Genomic DNA, 17,722 nt, shown 5'->3' with positions numbered 1-17,722 from the left:
TGAACATCGCTTTGGCTTTTTTATTTGCAAACTATCGGTCAATTTCGTTTTACTTGATTATCAATAGTTTCTTTTAGTATTTTGAAATCTTTTTCGTTAAAACCTATCGAACTAAAAAGAATCTTTCCTTCCGGAGATATTAGAAAATTTCGGGGAATATATTGCCCGGCAAACTTTGAGTATACCTTTCGGTCGGGGTCGGGATAAAAAGGCATTGAAAATTTATTGGCTGCCTTAAATCTGTTGACTTCATCCCAATTGTGTTCGCGACCAAAAATAAGTATTTCGAAGTTAGGGTTCTTTCTTAATTTATTGTATATATCAGACTGAATAAAAGGTAGTTCCTTTTTGCACGGGCCACACCATGTTGCAAAGAAAGTGATTAATACAGTTTTTCCTTTCAGCTCTGAAATATTCATCGTTTTTCCCGGACTTTTCTCGAATTCAAATTCAGGAACAGGATCTGCCAGTTTCACAAATGTTGTTTCTTCCTGAGCAATACTCAAAAATGAAGAACAAATCAAAAAGATAAGCATGGAGTCTACAATTCTGAGTTTCATCGCTTTTGTTATTTGAGGTTTGTTGGTTATACCAAAGATACTCAAAAGTGTAATTATTCTTTTTCTCTCAAAACTTTTATTTTATCAGGTTTGTTAAGAACTGTAATTACCTGCATCAAGGATGATTTAATGCTCTTTAATCGATTCCAAATTGCAGGAATGAACACTAACCACTAAAATTAGGAACGATGACTAATCGCAGAAATTTTTTAAGAACATCAGTGGCTTTAGCCGCTGCAACAATGATTTCCCCAACGTTTGCCTTTGCTCCGGAGAAGAAAGTGATCGGGTTGCAGTTGTACACCGTACGCGATAAAATTAAGCTCGATTTAAAATCTACTCTTGAAAAAGTAGCTAAGATTGGGTATAATTCGGCTGAGGCAGCGGGTTACAACGTTGCGGAAGGAACTTTCTACGGAATGACTCCAAAGGCTTTTGCTGAATTTTTGAATGGTTTGGGAATGCCATTGACCAGTTCGCATACCACTTTTGAACTTGATACAGCCGAGAAAGTCATAGCCGATGCTGCATCAACGGGTGCCAAATACATTATTTATCCATTTTTGGCCGATAAGTTTCGTACCAATTTAGATGGATGGAAAGCGACGGCTGAGAAGTTCAATAAAATGGGCGAAATTGCCAAGAAGAATGGTATTCAATTCGGATATCACAACCATGCTTTTGAATTCGAAAAGATGGAAGATCAGATTCCGTATGATTTGCTGCTTTCGCAGACCGATCCATCGCTCGTAACTTTTGAAATGGATCTGTATTGGGTGACCAAGGGTGGCTATAATCCTGTTGATTATTTCAAGAAATATCCGGGTCGTTTTCAGTTATGGCATGTAAAAGACATGACAAAAACGGATGATATGTTTTTTGCCCCTGTAGGTTCAGGTCGAATTGATTTTTCTGGTATTTTTGCTGAGAAGAAAACTGCAGGAATGAAATATTTCTTTGTCGAGCAAGACAGCTTCAAATATCTTGATGCTTATGAAAGTATTGAAATGAGCTTTAAATACTTAAGTCAGGCTAAATTTTTATAATCGATAGCAATTTTTTATTAACCCCCGCCGGAAAATTACCTCACACCTTACCCGGCGGGTTTTTTTATTGTCTTTTCGCTTATTTTATCATTGACTCCATAAATTGATCGGTAGAAATAACCTGAGCAAAAGTACCGTTTAGTGCTGCCATATAAGCAATTTGCACATCAGCCGCTTTTACTTTTTGATCATTAAATACCAGATCGCGTGTAGCGCAGGCGTCAGCAATTAGTGTACACGAGTAACCCAGATCAGTAGCCGCTCTTGTAGTTGTATCAACACACATATGGCTCATTGCCCCACAAATTACCAGGTTGGTCGAGTTTAGCGACTGCAAATGCTCCTGCAAATTGGTATTCCTAAAACTGTTTGGAAAATTCTTGATAATTACGGTTTCATTATCGAGAGGTCGGATAGAATTGTGTATTTCGGCTCCGGAAGTGCCCGGAATAAAAAAACTTGCATTTGGCTTCGTCGCCAAATGTTGAATGAAAACAATGGGTAATTTATTCTTTCTGAAATGGGAGAGGAGCTTTTGAGCATTTTCGGTGGCTTCATCCATTTTGATGAGCTCCATTTTTCCTCCTGAGAAATAATCGTTCTGAATATCGATTAATAAAAGTATTGGTTTCATAATCTTTACGAATTTTCGTTTGATGAAAAAAGGTGGACATCGCTGACCACCTTTTTTCTATATATCCCAGTTATGTATGCAGGGTAAAAAGGTGAGCAAAGTATCGCCACGAAGGCCAAGTCTAAGCGTTTCAAGCGGAATGATTTCGTTAGTTGCAATATTTCCCAAATTTACGTTGGGGCCAAGAAGTTTGATAAACCAAACTTGTTGATTTTTAAGCGGTGCTTCCCAAAGAATGACATCCGGATCGACAGCTTTCTTAATTCCTAAGATTAGCTCGAAGTTGGCCGAGCCATCGTCGTTATAAATTCCCATATTGCCACTTTCGCGGGCTTCTGCAATTACTTTCCATGCACCGGCTTCCAATTCGGTTTGCATGTAGGAAATCCACTTCTCATTCGAAATTTCCTTGCCTTTTAGCTTTGTTCCAACTTCAGACAAAACAATGTAATCTTTACTGAAATCGGTAATGTGTTTGCATTTTAGCTCGTGATCCAGTTCCATGACTCCGTCAGATACTTCGACCATTTCCATTTCGTATTCATCCAGAAAACGACGGTATTCATCGAGCATGTTGCGAACGGCAAATGCTTCGAACAGCGTACCTCCGAAATAGGGTTTCAATCCGGCTGATTTGTAAAGTTTGATTTTATCGAGCAACCGGTTGGTAATGATAGAAGTTCCAAAACCCAATTTAATCAGGTCGCAGTATGGTGCTGAAATATCGCATAAATCCTCAGCTTCGCGCAAACTTAATCCTTTGTCCATAACCATGGTAACTCCGCTGTTGCGAGGTTGTGCTGGTCGCTCAGGCATGTGTGGCAATCGAAAATTCATTATTTTATAGTTTCGTTGTTTGGTATTGTGAAATCAGTTTTTTGATTGATTCAATTTTTGACGCTTCAGGATAAAACTCGAACAATTCGTTTTGCTTACTGTAGTCAATTTTTAATGCTTTTTCAAAATGGCAGACCGCTTCCAATTCTTCATTCTTGTCAAGCAAATAAGCTGTTAGCCGGTAATTTAAAAAGGCGTTCGATTTGTTGAATTTATTTGCAGTTTTTAGAACTTCGATGGCTCTGTCTGTATCATCTAAATCGTAAAACATTTCTGAGTAGGAGAGCCAATTTTCAATATTTTCAGGTTCAAGCGAGGTTGCCATCTCAAAAGACTCAATGGCCTCTTCGTTTTCATTGAGCTCAGCGTGAATTTTAGCTGCCATCGACCAGAAATCGGCATTATCATCTTCCAGACTAATCGCTTTTTTTAAGCAAACCTGAGCTTCTGGAAGTTCGCCTTCCGACCACATGATTAGTCCCGAACCATACCAGGCGCTCGAATTGGAATCATTCAAACGGATGGCGTGCTGGTAGTAAATGAGTGCTTCGCTGTACCTGTCGGTATTCAAATAGCATTCGGCTAAATAACAGTAGGCATCATCATTATCCTGATCAAGTTGTATGTATTCCAGGTAACATTCAATCGCCTCTTCAAACTGGTTGTTGTTGGCCAGCGCATTGGCTTTGTTGAAATGCGCATGAAGAAAATCTTCATTCAGGACAAGTGAATAGTCGTAAGCTTCAATTGCTTTCTCGAACATTCCCATCCGATTGTAGGTGATCCCAATGTTATACCAAACCGAATGATTAAACGGATCGATGTTCAGGTATTTGTTGTAATAGGCGATGCTTTCTTCAAATTGCGAATTCTTATCACTGTAATATCCTAATTCGTACAATACAATTTCGTTTTCGGGATTTGCCTCGTGGGCTTTTTCGAGGTATTTAATGGCCAACTGTGTTTCTCCTGCTTGACCAAATGAGATGCCTATGTTGTAAAGTGTTTCGTCGGGTTCATCAATAGGCATGGTGAGTGCATGGTCAAAAGCTTCGACAGCTTTTTCAACATCGCCTAACAAATTTAAAGCTCCGCCCTTGGTTAAGAAAAGCTCTGGATTATTGGATTCGATTTTCTCGGCCATACTTATTAATTCAAGGCATTCTTCCAGTTTGCCTTCGTTCATAAGTACCTGTGCCTGACGGATTTTTAGTGAGATAGAAGTCGGATGAAGCCAGAGTCCGGTCTCAACCGCTTTTCTGGCAAGTTTAATTCTTCCATCTTCTAAAAACTGATCAGTAATTCCTTCAATTTCAAATACATCAAAGTATTCAGATGTATTACTCTTAACCATTTTTTTGAAACGTGCTACCGCCTCCTGAAAATCATCTTCTTCAAAGTTATCTCTGGCGTCCTCGTTCATATATTCTCATTAAAGGTTGCAAATTTAAGAATACTTTTTGAAACAGAGTCATTTTGCCTGATGCTCTTTTCTTAACAGATCGTTAACTGTTTTTACAGGATTGAATGTTTCAATCGGAACTTCAACAAAAAGAGTATTCCAATCAGACATCGATCCGTTCCACAGTCCGGGAAGTTCCTGCGCCTTCAATTCTTTTCCATCACTTGATTTGGTTGTAATTAAACCGGTTTTTGGGTCACTGAATTCCAAAAGATTATACTTTTTCCCTTCGTAATTTTTGATGCCGCAAACTAAATCAACCGGATTAAAATGTGTCGCCTTTTGTGCAAGTGCAGCTTGTGTCGGATCACTGAAATCAATCTGAGAACTTTCCACAATCTGTAGCGACACTGATCCGTCATTGTTCATGGCAAAGAAAGGACCTCCACCTGGTTCTCCCTGGTTTTTCACCATTCCGCAAACCCTCACCGGACGATTCATTTTTTTGCTGAAGTAATGGTAGAGTTCCTCTTTCTCACTGTAATATTGGTTTTGCGGAGGAGTTGTGTTCAAAACATTTTCCAGATAATTGGCCAATTCGGCATAAAAGCCACTTTCCAATGTGCTCGGATAATTCTCTTTAAGTATCTTTTGGTAGTGGAAAATCTGTTCCTGAATGCTGATTAATATTCCGGCTAGCGCTTTTTTTGAATCAATCGTAGGCTGATTAAGCTGTTCAGGAACTACATTATCGATGTTTTTGATGAAAACTATATCCGCATCCAGATCATTCAGGTTATCGAGCAATGCCCCGTGGCCTGCGGGCCTGAAAAGTAAACTGTTATCCTTATTCCTGAAAAGCTCATTGTCGGGAGTTACAGCAACCGTATCGGTCGAGGGTTTTTGATTCGAAAAGCTAACCGCATAAGTAACTCCAAATAATTCTTCGTATTTCGGTTTTAATTCTGCAACCAGTTGTTCCATAGCCTGCTGATGTTCAGTCGAAACCGTAAAATGGAGGATAACTGTTCCTGAACTATTTTTGGAATACATTGCTCCTTCGACAAAATGCTCTTCCAAAGGAGTGCGAATTTGATCGGGATACCGGTGAAATTTTAAAAGAGCTTTTGGTAAATTCCCGTAATTTAAACCTTCTTCCAGAAGTACCCATTCAAGGATTTTTTGAGCCGGAATCTCTTCAACTGATTTGTTTTCTGATGTGGCTAATCGCTGTAGATCTTCATAAAATGCAAACTGATTGAGCTGATTAAAGAACAGTGCAACTTCTTTGTCTGCCATAATCTCTTCAGTTGTTTTCCCTTTACGCAGATTATCCAGTGCTGAAAACAACGACTTGAACATTCGGCTCGCCGCTCCCGAGGCCGGAACAAATTTGATAAGTTCAAGCTTATTCGAATTTTTTTCCTCAAAAATGGAAATGTATTTCTGAATTTCGCTTTCCGAAAGTTTGATGATTCCGTGATAATTACTTGCTGCTTCCGAAAGTTTAAGGTATGGAAAACCAGTCTTGAAATTTTCAATTTGTTGTTCAATAGCTTCAGCTTGACTTCCACGTGCCTTAATCTGGCTGATATCTTCAGGTTTAAACATCGCAGCGAATTTATGTTTTTTAAATTTAAAAAATCGATCGGAGAAAACGGCCTTGATATGATCCCCCTTCTCAAAAAGTTATAAACTTATTTTTTAACAATCCTGTTGTTGTATTTTTTGTTCTAAATGATAGTTGTTCAGGTAATTAAACTGTACAAAGGTATTTCGTCTCTTGATTTTGATTAGTTGGGTTTCGAATTTTCGGCATTAAGTTCGATTTTGGAAATGCACTGAAGTCCTTATTTGTCTATTTGTAGTTGGCAAAATTGATTTTGAAACCCAATAAATTGAAATACTTTTGGTGCGATAGTTAATGTAAAAGTGATGAGCAAATTTCCGTGGGGAAGCGATAAAAGATACAACGATTTTTCAGGCCATTTTCGAAAGATGTTTAATGGCCGGGTCCAAAAGATTTCGATTGATGCGGGTTTTACTTGTCCGAACCGCGACGGCTCAAAAGGTACAGGTGGCTGTTCGTATTGCAATAACCAGACATTTTCGCCCGGTTACTGCGACCTGAAGAAAAGTGTTATGCTACAACTCACCGAAGGGATTGAGTTTTTTTCAAGAAAATACAAATCGATGAAATATCTGGGGTATTTTCAATCGTACAGCAATACCTACGCACCCCTCGAAAACTTGAAGTCGCTATACGAAGAAGCTTTGTCCCATCCCGAAGTAATTGGTTTGGTGATTGCTACCCGCCCTGATTGTATTACTCCTGAAATACTGGATTACCTTCAGATTTTGTCTGAAAAGCAGTACATCATGGTTGAGTTTGGGATCGAGTCGCACCGGAACACGAGTCTCGAACGATTGAACCGTGGACATAGCTTCGGAGAATCGGTGTGGGCGCTGAATGAAACCGGAAAACGAAACATTCATAATTGTGCACATCTGATATTGGGATTGCCCGGCGAAACGGAAGATGATTGGCTCGATCAGGCCAAAGTCATCTCGCAATTACCGGTTGAGAACCTGAAATTGCACCAATTGCAAATCCACAAAGGAACGCGGATGCACCGCGAATATCAGCAAAGTCCGGATGCATTCCCGATGTTTACTATTGAAGAATACCTGGATTTGACTGTGAAATACCTCGAATTGCTAAACCCGAAAATCATTGTTGAACGATTTGTAAGTGAGGCTCCAGATAAGCTTTTAGTTGCTCCACGCTGGGGGCTGAAAAACTTTGAATTTACCGCCAAGCTCGAAAAGTTGCTGGAAGAACGGGATACCTGGCAGGGGCGGTTATTTGAAAATAGTCATTAGTCATTTGAAAATGAAAAATTTATTTTCCCTTTTCCCATTGACTAATAACTAATTCCTATTTTATGAGAGTCTGGTTACCGAAGACCCTCTTCAAAAGTCCTGTTACACGGGCATTTGCGTTGGTGCGAATGTCTTTTTCGCGCTCCTCAATTTTCAGAAACATGCCGTTTAAAGCTTGCTGTAAAATGTAATCTTCCAATTTTACATCAACCGTTTTCAATCCTCCAATCTTGCCAATTGCTGAGCCTGCCAACTTGTTCCATTGAACGGTCAGTTCATTCCACGATTGTTGAGTAGAAATACCTGCTACCAATCCTTTGTTCAGCGATTCACGAATTTTGGGACGATACAATTCTCCCAATTGAGTTGCGGTTTTGTCCTTGAAATATTGGGTTGCCGCATTGTTTGGGCCTTTCAGAATTGTCAATGCATCGGTAAAAGTCATTTCTTTCACGGTGTTCACAAAGATGGGTTTTGCACCTTTTGCTGCATCCTCGGCAGCACGGTTAATCCTGACAATCACATCATCAACCAGTTTCGCTCCTCCGGGAAGTTTTGAAAGATGATCGGTTATTGTTTTGGCTTCAGGAGGAAGTAAAATTTTAATGGCCTGATCTTTTAAATAGCCATCGACGGCAGATAAATGCGTAACTGTACTGTCGGTTCCAACTAAAAGCGCGTCTTTCAGTCCTCCAACAATTTCAGCATTGGTTAATGGCAAATTCTGACTGGCTGCTGTTTGCGCAATTTGGGTCAGCGCGGCACACGAATTCAGGAAAAATGAAGTCAGTAGAAGAACGGTAATTTTTATAGTTCGCATTGTAAATGGGTTAACAATAAAGGGTTAAATGGTTGATTGATAAATTGTTGAATTGTTATAGGATTAAATGGTTTTACTTTCGTTTTGGTTTGTGGCTAAATTCCCTTCCCTTGGCGGTTGCTGAACCTGTCGAAGTCGAGGGACTATGAGTGGCTTTCCCAAACAGTCCGTCGAGTAAATCTTTGCGGTTTAAACGAAGTAACTCACTTTTTATTTCCTGATGATATTCGCGTTGGTACCAGAAGAAGTATTTGCGCTGGGCCAGCTTTTCTTTCTGGCTTTTGGCCGTGAATACTTTCTGCATGGTGTACGGATGATATCCGGTATAATAGATTACAGTAGCCAGAGTCATTGGTGTTGGCGTAAAATCCTGAACCTGTTCGAGTTTAAAATCAAGTTGTTTGGTCTCAACGGCCAAATTGGCCATGTCGGTATTTTCGCATCCGGGATGGCTCGAAATAAAATACGGAATCAGTTGCTGGTTCAGGCCTTCTTCCTTATTAATCTCCTGAAAAACTTTGTTCAGTTTATGAAAAAGTTTGAACGATGGTTTGCGCATCAAATCCAGAACCTGATCAGATGTATGTTCCGGTGCAACTTTTAAGCGTCCCGAAACATGGTGTTTGATGACCTCGCGCAAGTATTCCATGTTGTTTTTATTCACTTGCGGATCGCTGGTTTCCTTCAATATCATGTCGTAACGAATTCCGCTGCCAATAAATGCCTTTTTCACATCGGGATGCTGACGTACTTTTTTGTACAGATCCAACATTGGTTTGTGGTCGATGTTCAGGTTTTTGCAGACATCAGGAAACACACACGATGGACGTTTGCATTTGTTGCAAATTTCCTGATGAATACCTTTCATTTTATACATGTTGGCCGACGGTCCGCCCAGATCTGAAATATATCCTTTGAAATCGGGCATCAGCACCAGTTTGTCAACTTCCTTCAGGATTGATTCTTCGGAACGGCTGGCAATGAACTTGCCCTGATGTGCAGAAATAGTACAGAATGTGCAGCCTCCAAAACATCCTCGGTGAATGTTGACCGAATGACGAATCATGTTGTAAGCCGGAATCTCTTCCTTGTTTTTGTAGCGGGGGTGGGGAAGTCTCGTGAATGGTAAATCGTAAAAACGATCGATTTCCTTTTCTTCGAGTGGCGGCCATGGCGGATTTATAATTACCAGCTGGGTGCCAACTCCCTGTTTTAGTACGTTGGCCTCAACCTTGTTCGATTCCTCTTCGATGTGCATGAAATTCTTGGCATACTTCTTTTTGTCTTCCAAACATTCTTCGTACGAATACAAATCGAGGCTGTTCCACTTTTTATTGGTAGCAAAGTCCTGGTTTTTCTGAACAAGAAAAGCCGTTTGAGGAATAGTTGTCAGTTTTTTATAGTCGACACCTTTTTTGATTAGTTCGGTGTATTCCAGAATTGATTTTTCGCCCATTCCGTAGAAAAGCATATCGGCTCTCGAATCGACCAAAATGGATGGCATCAATTTGTCGTTCCAGTAATCGTAATGAGTGACCCGGCGCAGGGAGGCTTCAATTCCGCCGATAACCAATGGAACATCAGGAAATAAATCTTTCAGAATGTTGCAATAAACGGTCGTTGCATAATCGGGTCGCTGCCCTTGTCGTCCTCCGGGAGTGTAAGCATCGTTCGAACGTTTGCGCTTATTGGCGGTGTAATGGTTCACCATCGAATCCATATTTCCGGCAGTCACTGCAAAATACAGGTTGGGTTTCCCAAGTTTCCTGAAATCACGCAAATCGTCCTGCCAGTTTGGCTGAGGGACGATTGCAACGCGAAGACCTTCTGCCTCAAGTATCCGGCCAATTACGGCTGCTCCAAACGACGGGTGATCGACATAAGCATCGCCCGTAAAGAAAATCACATCTACACTGTCCCAACCTCTGGCTTCTACCTCTTTTTTCGTGGTAGGCAACCACTGATTGATGTCGTATTTCTGATAAAGTATGTTCAACTTCGAAATTTTTTATGCGAATTAAGCTAAACCTTTTACAATTGAATAAAAAAAATGTTCATTTTTAGCAATTCTTTTGCAATAGTGACCTTAAGTTGTAATTGTAAACATTTTAATCTTTACTGACTGAACATGGAACTTTTCAAACCTAAAGACATCCTGAAAGCAAATCCGAAACTAAGTTTTATTGGTGGTGAGCATTTTGCACGATTCCTGATGCTACTGTTACGTTTTGATAAACTTAACCGGGTTTATGATCAGATTGGCGATAAAGTTGGACTCGAATTTATAGATGAACTCATTAAAATACTTAACATCAATTTTTTGTACGATGTTGAGGAGCTGCAAAAGCGCATTCCTAAAACCGGGCCGGTAATTGTTGTCAGCAATCATCCGTTTGGTGGGTTGGAAAGCATTCTGTTAATTAAAATTTTGAGCATGGTTCGTTCCGATGTGCAAATTGTGTCGACTCAATTGCTTCAGAAGATTGATCCAATCAGGGAATTCTTTCTCGAAGAAGATACTTTTCAGAAGAAAAGCGATAAAAGTACATTGACTTCAGGAACAGATCAGGCGTCGGTTCATTTGGAGAATGGAGGAATTTTATGTCTTTTTCCGTCTGGTGACGTATCGCAGTTCGATGCCTACCGTGTACTTTCGGATACGCAGTGGCAATACAATACACTGAAATTTATCAGGCAGCAAAAAGTGCCGGTTGTCCCTATCCATTTTCAGGGAAATAACAGCCGGTTGTTTTATATGATGGGCAATATTCTGCCATCGTTGAAGAATATGAAACTGCCGACAGAGATTTTGTATCAGCATAAAAAACCTGTTAAAATCAGGATTGGAAATCCGATTTTAGTTCCAGAGCAAGATAAATTTACCGACATCTATCAGTATGGTAGGTATCTGCGGGCAAAAACATATTTGCTTTGTTCCAAAATTGAAGTGAAACGGTTTTTCAATTATTCGCTCAAACGTCAGCAGCGAATTGAACCGGTTGCTGAGCCTATTGCACATGAAAAAATCATGGCTGAACTTCAGAGTCTGAGCGCTGAGTTTTTGTTGTTCAAGATGAAAAGCTATTCGGTTTATTGTGTTCCGACAAAGAAGATCCCCAATATTCTTCTTGAAATCGGGCGATTGCGTGAGATCACTTTCAGACAGGTAGGCGAAGGAACCAACCGTAGCATTGATTTGGACGAATTTGATTTGTACTACAACCAAATGTTTATTTGGGACAATGAAACTGAAATGATTGCCGGTGCCTACCGAATCGGGAAAGGGGCTGATATTTTGCATCAATATGGCGTCCGCGGGTTCTATATTCAGAGCTTGTTCAAAATTAAAGACGACCTTCAGGATATGTTGAGCCAGAGCATGGAACTGGGGCGCTCGTTTGTGGTTAAAGAATACCAACGGAAGCCCATGCCTTTGTTTTTGTTGTGGAAAGGTATTTTGTATTTCGCGCTTAAAAATCCTGAATATCGTTACCTGATGGGACCGGTGAGTGTTTCTGATGACTATTCCACTACTTCCAAAGAGATGATCATCAAGTTTATCATGGCACACCATTTCGACTGGAAACTGGCTAAAAGTATTACTCCAAGGAACTCCTATAAATTCAAGACGGAGGATCAGAACCTGAATATCATCATGCAAACCATGGACAACGACATTAATTCGCTTGATAAATTTATTGGTGATGTGGATGAACTGAATTCAGGTTTGCCTGTGCTGCTGAAGAAATACATCAAGCTGAACGCGAAAATTATTGGTTTTAATGTCGATCCGAAATTCAATAACTGCCTGGATGGACTGATTGCTTTGGATTTGTGTGATATTCCACCCAATACCATCGAATCTTTATCAAAGGAAGCCAACGATAGCTCTATCCTTCAGCAATTTCACTCGCGTAAACTGAAGGAAAAGAAATAACTACGTTTTTGGCTACTTTTTGAAAATAAAATAAACGGCCAGGATCAGGAAAACAAAGCCTATCAGGTGGTTGAACCTGAAGTTTTCGTTCTTAAACAGTATGACTGAAAATGCTGTAAAAACGAGTAGTGTAATTACTTCCTGAATTACTTTCAATTCAATTAACGAGAACGGACCACCATTTTCTTTGTATCCCATGCGGTTTGCCGGAACCTGAAACATGTATTCGAAGAGGGCAATTCCCCAGCTAATCAAAATAATGGCTATAATTCCCAATTTGCTAAACCATTTCAATTCTGCAAATTTAAGGTGTCCATACCAGGCCAATGTCATAAACGTATTAGACATTACCAGCAGAATAATTGTATATAATCCTTTCATCGGTTTCTTGCGTTAAAACAAGGCTCAAAAATACATCAAACGAAGAGTTTCATCCAAATATGAAGCAATAATAATCGCCTTAAGCAGATTTATACCTTTCCGAAACTCAACTTTTCCAGTTTGTGTGTAAACAAAAACGTTAAGTTTCCGGTTTTACACATAGACCACGAGCTATTGATTGCCTGACAAATACCTAATACTAAAAAACAGATGAAGACAACTATTCATTGGCTAATTGGATTGATTTTTATGACCGCATGCCAGTCAAATTCAAACAAAACTGCAATTCCTGAAGAAAATAATGCCGAATTAAAACTTCCCGAAGGCTTTTCAGCATTGGTTTTTGCCGATAATTTGGGACATGCGCGACATCTGGATGTGAATGAAAATGGCGATGTGTATGTTTCGCTTAGCCAAGCCAAAAATGGCGGTGGAATTGTTTGCCTTCGCGATGAGAACGGCGATGGAAAGGCTGATATTATCAAATATCATGGTATTTACGATGGTACCGGAATAAAATTGCACAAAGGTTACGTGTATGTTGGTGCTGATACACTGATTGCAAGGTATAAACTTACTGAGGGAGAATTGGTGCCTACGGGTAATCCTGAAATTATAGCCACAGGGTTCGATCACCAAAATCAACACGAAACAAAACCGATTACCTTTGATCTGGCTGGAAACATGTATGTTACCGTTGGAGCACCTTCAAATGCCTGTCAGACTCAGGATCGGACTAAAGGTTCGCCCGGAATGGATCCCTGCCCGATACTTGAACTTCACGGCGGAATCTGGCGGTTTAAGGACGATGTGCCCAATCAGGATCAGGCCAAAGACGGCTACCGGTATGCTACGGGAATACGCAACGCGGTGGCCATTAACTGGAACAATCAGGAAAATAAGCTTTACGCCTTGCAGCACGGACGCGACCAATTATCACAGTTTTATCCCGAATTGTATAACGATCAGCAAAGCGCTGAACTTCCGGCCGAGGAATTCTTACTGGTTGAAGATGGTTCAAACTTTGGTTGGCCCTATTGCTATTACGATGGCGCTCAAAATAAAAAAGTACTTGCCCCGGAATATGGTGGCGATGGACAGAAAGCTGGCCGTTGCGCGGAGGCCGACGATCCGATAATGGCTTTTCCAGCTCATATGGCTCCAAACGATGTGTTGTTTTACACCGGAAATATGTTTCCTGAAAAATATAAAAACGGGGCTTTCATTGCTTTTCACGGATCGTGGAATCGTGCACCTTTACCACAGGAAGGTTATTATGTCGTATTTGTACCATTTAAAGGCACGTTGCCATCGGGCAAATGGGAAGTGTTTGCCAGCGGATTTGCAGGAGTTGAGGTCGTGAAAAGTCCGGGAGATGCTCAACATCGGCCATGTGGATTGGCACAAGGGCCTGACGGTTCATTGTATGTTTCGGACGATTCGAAAGGCCGGATTTACCGGATTTTTTACAATGGGAAATAGCTTATTGAAATATTTCCGCTATCTTGAACTTGAAATTTTAACCAAATTCAATGAGTAAAATATATAAACGTCTGATTTATTGTGTTTTGATAAGCGTGTGGTTTGCTTCCTGTCAAAATGCTTCTGAAAACAAAAAAGTAGCTCCGGTTAGTGCTGAAAATCTAGCCACTGAAATCAGTAAAAGTTTGCCAACGGCTTCTGGCGAAAAGGAACATCCGGGAAAAGCGGTCTATGCTCAATATTGTTTAAGTTGTCATCAGGCCGACGGATCGGGTGTTCCGGGTATGCATCCGCCATTGACTCCTGGAAGTTGGGTTGGTAACGATTCGAAAGAGTTGATCGCCATTATGATGAAAGGACTGAGCGGAAAAATTGAAGTGAACGGCGAAGTTTATAAGAATTTTATGCCTTCGCATGCCCAACTTACCGATGAGCAACTGGCCGATGTTCTATCGTATGTGCGGTCGAGTTTTGGAAATAATTTTGACCCGGTAACACCTGAAATGGTGAAGAAAGTCAGAAGTGGAAAATAGCTTCAACACAAAGTATAAAGGAAAAGGGCAAAAGTGGAATTTCTACTTTTGCCCTTTCCTTTTTATCTTTTGCCCTGTTTACTTAATGGCGAACCGTGCAAACACAGCGTATTTCAGTTTTATTTTCTGGAATGATAATTCGGGTAAGGCTTCTTCTGCTGGGGCTGCATCCATTGCCATATTCATCATCACAGCTTTTCGCATCATAGGTTGAATTTCGTCATATGATTCGCGTTCCTGAATGAAAAGTGGTTTGCCAACAGTTTCACCAATAGCTGACAATAAATAACCTGCTTTTGCTTTAGCATCCTGAACCGCCTGCATTTTTACCTCTTTACGGAAATCTTTAATTTTTGAATGGTCAACCCGTTGAATGCCTGCATTGAACGCATCAATCTCATCCAATAAATCAAAGACTTTGGCTAGCGTACCAGTTGAAGTGACTTTCAGGATATAGTCTTTAGATGCAATTACGTCATTCTTTTTACGCTTGATTTTGATGAAATCTGAGTTTGCATCAGCCAATTGTAAATCGGCCAAATCGATTTCAAGTTTCATCAGTCGTTTCTTGAGTTCTTTTTCCTGATCTTCAATTTCGATTTTCTTTTTCCCTTCAAACCGTTCCTTCAGCGTAAACGAAATGTAAATCTGGTCAGGAATGATTTCCATTTCACCGTTTCCAACCACTTCGATGTAAGGGGTTTCTTTGCCCTGGATAACTTCCTGACTCATCGCCATCAATGGAAGCAATGCAATGAATAGTGCTAAAATTTTTGTTTTCATGTAGCTTATTTTATTTGTTACTAAGACATTTAAAATGCGGTTTTGGTTGCTTTTGCCAAATTGGCTTTCAGTTCTTCAATAATTCAATCCTTCAATATCCGGCAGCCTGTCCGTCTTTTCGCGATTCAGAAGCACCGAAATAAACCTTATTCTGATCATCCCATTTGATTGCCTGATAACCCCCGTAAATTCCGTTGGTATATTGAATCAAATGTCCTTTCCCTAACAATTTGCGTACCGTTCCATAATCGAACCCGCTTTCGAGGTAAACAATTCCGCCGTCCGTCATTTTTTCATCGGTGGGTTCGCTCGATCCTTCATGGCAAATTCGTGGCGCATCGCCTGCTTCCTGAAGGTTCATTCCGAAGTCGATTAAATTGACAATGATCTGAACATGTCCTTGCGGTTGCATTGATCCGCCCATGAGTCCAAAACTGATATACGGCTTATCATCTTTGGTAATAAATGCCGGAATAATGGTTTGAAACGGACGTTTGTGCGGTTCAAATTTATTCAGGTGATTGGGATCGAGCGAAAACATCTCACCCCGATCCTGAAGTACAAAACCCAGTTTTCCGGGAGTCATTCCGGAACCCATTCCACGGTAATTGCTCTGGATGAGCGAAACCATGTTTCCATCCTTATCGGCAGTTGTCAGGTAAATGGTGTTTCCATGTTCCGGATTTCCGGCCGGAAGAATCTTTGCAGCGCGGTCGGGATTGATGAGTTTATTTCTTTCTGTGGCATATTCTTTCGAGATTAAACCTTTGATCGGCAGTTTATTGAAATCAGGATCGGCATAAAATTTAGCCCGATCTTCAAAGGCCAGTTTTTTGGCTTCCACAAAGGTGTGGACGTATTCGGCGCTGCCAAATCCCATCGATTTAATATCGTATTTTTCCAACACATTCAGAATTTGCAAAACCGCAATTCCCTGCCCGTTTGGTGGCAATTCCCAAACATCATACCCGCGGTAATTGGTCGAAACGGGTTCAATCCAATCCGAATGGTGATCGGCAAAATCGCGCATGCTGAAAAATCCACCTTCACTTCTCACGTAATCCACAATTTTTTGAGCGATTTCACCTTTGTAAAAAGTATCCCGTCCGCCATCAGCAATTTTTTGCAGAGTAGCTGCCAGATATGGGTTTTTAAAAATTTCGCCTTTTGCCGGAGCTTTTCCTCCGGGCATATAAATCTCCTTAAAGCCAGTGTAGTTTTCCAGAAGTTTGGAGTTCGATTTCCAGTAATAGGCAATTACTTCAGTTAACGGAAATCCTTCGCGGGCATAATTAATCGCTGGTTTCAGGATTTCGGACATCGGGAGTTTTCCGAATTTTTTGTTTAGTTCGAACCATCCATCAACACATCCCGGCACCGAAACAGAAAGTGGACCATGTGACGGCACTTTTTTAATTCCACGATCAATAAAATACTGAAGGTTCAGGTCGTATGGCGACCGTCCACTGGCATTAAGTCCGTATAGTTTCTGAGTTTTGGCATCCCATACAATGGCGAACAAATCGCCGCCAATGCCGTTGCCAGTAGGCTCAACCAATCCCAAAACAGCATTTGCTGCAATGGCTGCGTCAATGGCATTTCCACCAGCTTTCAGAATATCAAGTGCCGCCTGTGTGGCCAGTGGTTGACTGGTGCAGGCCATGCCGTGTTGGGCAATCACTTCCGAACGGGTCGCGAAAGTTTGCCCTGTGATGCGGTCTTGTGCAAAAATTAAATTATTAAAGAAGCAAATAACTATTATTCCTAAAACGAGTTTTTTCATGAATTAAATTTTAAATGTCTAATATATAGTGTGTTGATGGAATTTAATTCTCCGTAGGAGATTTATGACAATAGAAATTAAATTAGCTAATAAAGATGTTTTCCCGTAGGGAATTAACAAAAGAATTAATCAATTGGTTTAAAGATATAACGTTCATCATATTTGATTTCAAAAGCTTTCAAAAAATCTAAATATTCTTCATAAAAGGTGTGTTTCTGATGATGTTTTTGCTGGTTGTCTATATATCTGGATATATTGGGCAACTGCGATTTCCCATAGGTGAATGCTCCAAAACCCTCCTGCCATGAGAATATACCAGCTACAAACTTATGCTTGTTAATCCACAATGAAGAACTTCTTTTAATATGAAACATCAAATCTGAAGGTGCTTGTTTTGGACTCATGCTCACAAGAACATGTACATGATCAGGCATGCCATTAATCACAAATGGTTTATGCCCCTGTTGTTCTATGATTCCATTCATATACTTGTAAAGGTCGCTTTGCCAGTTATCATTGATTAATGATAGCCGATTTTGTACCGCAAATACATAATGTATATACAATTGTGTATAAGTGTTTGCCATGAAATATGGTGTTAATGGATTTAATCGATAAGTAAAAGTACAATTTTTTGGTCG

The 17,722-nt window shown here is 40.4% G+C and carries 16 protein-coding genes; 5 read left to right on the top strand and 11 right to left on the bottom strand.

Annotation, left to right across the window (positions count from 1 at the left end; all coding sequences use genetic code 11):
- Positions 1–38: 38 nt before the first annotated feature.
- Complete coding sequence (locus AQPE_RS00540; protein ID WP_318349089.1) at positions 39–560, bottom strand: TlpA family protein disulfide reductase; 522 nt, start codon at positions 558–560, stop codon at positions 39–41.
- A gap of 188 nt (positions 561–748) precedes the next feature.
- Here AQPE_RS00540 and AQPE_RS00535 point away from each other — a divergent pair, with 188 nt between their 5' ends.
- Positions 749–1,606 carry a TIM barrel protein gene (locus AQPE_RS00535; protein ID WP_318349088.1) on the top strand — a complete coding sequence of 286 codons (858 nt, stop codon included), beginning with the start codon at positions 749–751 and terminating at the stop codon, positions 1,604–1,606.
- 79 nt (positions 1,607–1,685) lie between these two features.
- On the opposite strand, the gene AQPE_RS00530 is transcribed toward AQPE_RS00535, so the two are convergent.
- From AQPE_RS00530 to AQPE_RS00515, 4 genes are read right to left on the bottom strand one after another with little or no spacing between them, the layout of a single operon-like run.
- Entirely contained in the window at positions 1,686–2,240 is a 555-nt protein-coding gene (locus AQPE_RS00530; protein WP_318349087.1) for a cysteine hydrolase family protein, read from the bottom strand.
- A gap of 57 nt (positions 2,241–2,297) precedes the next feature.
- Entirely contained in the window at positions 2,298–3,077 is a 780-nt protein-coding gene (locus tag AQPE_RS00525) for a phosphosulfolactate synthase (RefSeq protein WP_318349086.1), read from the bottom strand.
- Between the two features lie 4 nt (positions 3,078–3,081).
- A complete protein-coding gene (locus AQPE_RS00520) occupies positions 3,082–4,500 on the bottom strand; it encodes a tetratricopeptide repeat protein (protein ID WP_318349085.1) in 1,419 nt (472 codons plus the stop codon).
- 48 nt (positions 4,501–4,548) lie between these two features.
- Positions 4,549–6,090, bottom strand: coding sequence for a DUF4301 family protein (locus AQPE_RS00515; RefSeq protein WP_318349084.1), 1,542 nt, complete (start codon positions 6,088–6,090; stop codon positions 4,549–4,551).
- A gap of 324 nt (positions 6,091–6,414) precedes the next feature.
- Between AQPE_RS00515 and AQPE_RS00510 the strand changes: the two genes are divergently transcribed.
- Positions 6,415–7,362, top strand: coding sequence for a TIGR01212 family radical SAM protein (locus AQPE_RS00510; RefSeq protein ID WP_318349083.1), 948 nt, complete (start codon positions 6,415–6,417; stop codon positions 7,360–7,362).
- 55 nt (positions 7,363–7,417) lie between these two features.
- Here AQPE_RS00510 and AQPE_RS00505 read toward each other — a convergent pair whose 3' ends face one another.
- Entirely contained in the window at positions 7,418–8,182 is a 765-nt protein-coding gene (locus AQPE_RS00505) for a DUF4197 domain-containing protein (protein WP_318349082.1), read from the bottom strand.
- 73 nt (positions 8,183–8,255) lie between these two features.
- On the bottom strand, positions 8,256–10,178 hold the full coding sequence (locus AQPE_RS00500; protein ID WP_318349081.1) for a YgiQ family radical SAM protein: 1,923 nt from the start codon (positions 10,176–10,178) through the stop codon (positions 8,256–8,258).
- A 132-nt stretch (positions 10,179–10,310) separates the two neighbouring features.
- Between AQPE_RS00500 and AQPE_RS00495 the strand changes: the two genes are divergently transcribed.
- On the top strand, positions 10,311–12,119 hold the full coding sequence (locus AQPE_RS00495) for a lysophospholipid acyltransferase family protein (RefSeq protein WP_318349080.1): 1,809 nt from the start codon (positions 10,311–10,313) through the stop codon (positions 12,117–12,119).
- Positions 12,120–12,131: 12 nt separating this feature from the next.
- Here the strand turns inward: AQPE_RS00495 and AQPE_RS00490 are convergent, their stop codons facing one another.
- Positions 12,132–12,500: a DMT family protein gene (locus tag AQPE_RS00490; protein ID WP_318349079.1), complete on the bottom strand. Its 369-nt coding sequence runs from the start codon at positions 12,498–12,500 to the stop codon at positions 12,132–12,134.
- 210 nt (positions 12,501–12,710) lie between these two features.
- Here AQPE_RS00490 and AQPE_RS00485 point away from each other — a divergent pair, with 210 nt between their 5' ends.
- Both AQPE_RS00485 and AQPE_RS00480 read left to right on the top strand, forming a co-directional pair.
- Positions 12,711–13,982: a PQQ-dependent sugar dehydrogenase gene (locus AQPE_RS00485; RefSeq protein WP_318349078.1), complete on the top strand. Its 1,272-nt coding sequence runs from the start codon at positions 12,711–12,713 to the stop codon at positions 13,980–13,982.
- Positions 13,983–14,032: 50 nt separating this feature from the next.
- Complete coding sequence (locus tag AQPE_RS00480; protein ID WP_318349077.1) at positions 14,033–14,515, top strand: c-type cytochrome; 483 nt, start codon at positions 14,033–14,035, stop codon at positions 14,513–14,515.
- 78 nt (positions 14,516–14,593) lie between these two features.
- On the opposite strand, the gene AQPE_RS00475 is transcribed toward AQPE_RS00480, so the two are convergent.
- From AQPE_RS00475 to tnpA, 3 genes are all read right to left on the bottom strand, one after another.
- The gene (locus AQPE_RS00475; protein WP_318349076.1) at positions 14,594–15,298 is read right to left on the bottom strand and encodes an SIMPL domain-containing protein; all 705 of its coding nucleotides are present in this window, start codon (positions 15,296–15,298) and stop codon (positions 14,594–14,596) included.
- A 91-nt stretch (positions 15,299–15,389) separates the two neighbouring features.
- A complete protein-coding gene (gene ggt / locus AQPE_RS00470; RefSeq protein WP_318349075.1) occupies positions 15,390–17,081 on the bottom strand; it encodes a gamma-glutamyltransferase in 1,692 nt (563 codons plus the stop codon).
- Between the two features lie 125 nt (positions 17,082–17,206).
- Positions 17,207–17,668 (bottom strand): IS200/IS605 family transposase, encoded by a 462-nt coding sequence (gene tnpA, locus AQPE_RS00465; RefSeq protein WP_318349074.1) that lies wholly within the window; start codon positions 17,666–17,668, stop codon positions 17,207–17,209.
- Between the last annotated feature and the right edge of the window lie 54 nt (positions 17,669–17,722).

The sequence above is a fragment of the Aquipluma nitroreducens genome (assembly GCF_009689585.1).
GTDB lineage: Bacteria > Bacteroidota > Bacteroidia > Bacteroidales > Prolixibacteraceae > Aquipluma > Aquipluma nitroreducens.
Note: the sequence above shows the minus strand (reverse complement) of the source record. Positions and strands in the feature narration are given on the sequence as shown.